This window comes from Xanthomonas sp. SHU 166 (genome assembly GCF_000364685.1).
Classification (GTDB): Bacteria; Pseudomonadota; Gammaproteobacteria; order Xanthomonadales; family Xanthomonadaceae; genus Xanthomonas_A; species Xanthomonas_A sontii.
Genome location: NZ_AQOJ01001014.1, coordinates 1 through 2,519, shown reverse-complemented (window position 1 = coordinate 2,519; position 2,519 = coordinate 1). Strand labels below are relative to the sequence as shown.

The 2,519-nt window shown below is 71.0% G+C and carries 2 protein-coding genes; both read left to right on the top strand.

Annotated elements, in window-relative coordinates; genetic code table 11:
- Positions 1-489: 489 nt before the first annotated feature.
- On the top strand, positions 490-915 hold the full coding sequence (arsC, locus tag D180_RS22330) for an arsenate reductase (glutaredoxin) (RefSeq protein ID WP_017914515.1): 426 nt from the start codon (positions 490-492) through the stop codon (positions 913-915).
- A gap of 133 nt (positions 916-1,048) precedes the next feature.
- The gene (locus D180_RS22325; RefSeq protein ID WP_017914514.1) at positions 1,049-2,251 is read left to right on the top strand and encodes a GAF domain-containing sensor histidine kinase; all 1,203 of its coding nucleotides are present in this window, start codon (positions 1,049-1,051) and stop codon (positions 2,249-2,251) included.
- Positions 2,252-2,519: the final 268 nt, after the last annotated feature.

The following is a 2,519-nucleotide window of genomic DNA, read 5'->3' as shown; positions in this document are numbered from 1 at the left end:
GGCGGCGCCAGCAGCAGCAGGCCGAGCGCCAGCGCGGCGAGCACGGCCCAACACGACGGCAGCTGGCGGAGACGGACCATCGGCGCATTCTAGAGGGTGCGACGGCCATTGAAACGCGTGCGATGCCGTGTGCGGCGAAGTGACGCATGCACGTCGTGGCGGTGCCGGACCGGCAGCGTCCTCGGTCGGTAGACCGAAGCCCCAGCGGCCGCTACCGCCCCCGGAGCACGGCCGCATCGCCATCGTCCTGCCGCCGCCCAGGCGCCCGGCAAGGTGGTCCATCCGCTGCCTGGCCGGACCATGCGCTCTCTGCAGATCGACGACGGGCCGGCGTTTCCGACGCGGCGGCGACCATCGCGGGCGCCGCGCACCGCCGTGTCCGGCGAGCGCGGCGCTTGCATGGCGCCCCGATTGCGGCACCATCGGCCGCGGCCGCGTGGAGGATTCCGGCACGGCCGCCCTTGTTCCGTCCCACTCAGCGAGCCGCCCATGCCCACGATCACGATCTACCACAACCCCGCCTGCGGCACTTCGCGCAATGTGCTCGGGCTGATCCGCAACAGCGGCGTCGAGCCGACCGTGATCGAATACCTGAAGACCCCGCCCGACCGCGCCACCCTGCAGACGCTGGCGGCGGCCAGCGGGCTGCCGCTGCGGGAGCTGATCCGGCAGAAGGGCACGCCCTACGCCGAACTGGGACTGGACGACCCGACGCTGGACGATGACGCGCTGCTGGAGGCCATCCTGCAGCACCCGATCCTGCTCAACCGGCCAATCGTGGTCAGCCCACTGGGCACGCGCCTGTGCCGGCCGTCGGAGACGGTGCTGGAAATCCTGCCGACGCCGCAGCGCGGCGCCTTCGCCAAGGAGGACGGGACGCCGCTGGTCGACGCGCAGGGCCGCTGGGTGGGCTGACCAGGCGACACCGCCTGCGCAGCCGATTCGCTAAGCGCAGGTGCAGCGCACGCGAGCACCATGTGAACGCCGCGTCGGCAAAAACCGTGACAGGTACCATAGACTGCGTGCCTTTCCGCCCGAGTCGCGCCGCATGTCTCCCGTCGAACCCGCCGCCGACCCGGTCTATTGCGCGGCCAAGCCCCGCAACGAAGCGCTGCGGCTGGACGCCTTGCACAGCTACGCGATCCTGGACACCCCGCGCGAGCCGGCGTTCGACGACATCACCCGGCTGGCCGGGCTGATCTGCCAGGCGCCGATCGCGGTGGTCAACCTGATCGACAGCGAGCGCCAGTGGTTCAAGAGCGAGATCGGGCTGGGCACGCGCGAAACGCCGCTGGCGACCTCGCTGTGCGCGCACGCTCTGCTCGAGGACGACCTGCTGCTGGTGCCGGATACCCGCGAGGACCCGCGCTTCGCCTGCAATCCGCTGGTCACCGGCGAGATGCGCCTGCACTTCTATGCCGGCGCGCTGCTGAAGACCTCCGACGGCCTGGCCCTGGGCACCGTCTGCGTGCTGGACCGGCGCCCGCGCCAGCTCAGCTACGAGCAGATCGAAGCGCTGCGCGCGCTGGCGCGGCAGGCGATGGGCCAACTGGAACTGCGCAAGGCGCTGCATCTGGCGCAGGAATCCAACCATTACCGCAGTCGCCTGATGGCCATCGCCGGCCACGACCTGAAGACCCCGCTGCGTACCGCGTCCTATGCGCTGAGCAAGCTGCAGCGCCAGCAGGACGCGGCGCAGGATGGTTCGCTGGAGACCGCACGCACCGCCTTGAACCAGGTGGCCAGCGGGCTCGACCAGCTCGCCACCAACGCCGCCGCCGGCGAGCTGCGCCTGCCGGCACTGCAGACCCTGGCCCTGACCGACGTGCTGGCACCGATCCTGGCCACCTGGCAGCCGCAGGCCGCGGCCAAGGGCGTGCAGCTGCGCAGCGTGCCGACGTCCTTGCGCGTGCTCAGCAGCGCGGCCTTGCTGTCCACGTTGCTCGGCAACCTGCTCGGTAACGCGGTCAAGTACACCGCGCAGGGCAAGGTGCTGATCGGCTGCCGGCGCCGCGGCGACCAGGTGACGGTGGAGATCATCGACCGCGGCATCGGTATGGACGAAGAGGGCCTGCGCACGCTGTTCCAGGCCTTCCGCCAGGCCGACCCGCGCAGCGACGGCCTCGGCCTGGGCCTGTGGATCGTGCGCCGCGCCGCCGAGACCCTGGGCTGCACCGTGGAAGTGCGCAGCCAGCCGGGCCACGGCAGCCGCTTCACCGTGCTGCTGCCGGCGGCGAGCACGGACGCCTGACGCCCGAGCCACGCTGGCGCAGGTGTACTTGCGCTGGCGCCCGTCCCCTCATCCGCCCCTTCGGGGCACCTTCTCCCGGGGGGGAGAAGGAAGATGTCAAGCGCAGCCGCGCAGCGTTGAGCAGCTAAGGCTCGGCGGGGACCAGTGAGGTACTGAGGTCTTCCGGCAGCCTGCAGTCGGGACTGAAGTCCCTCCCACAATGGCCACGGCCGCTCAGTGTGAGACGCATGAACTGGGCTGCGCTGAGTGCGGGTACTGGCACTGGCGA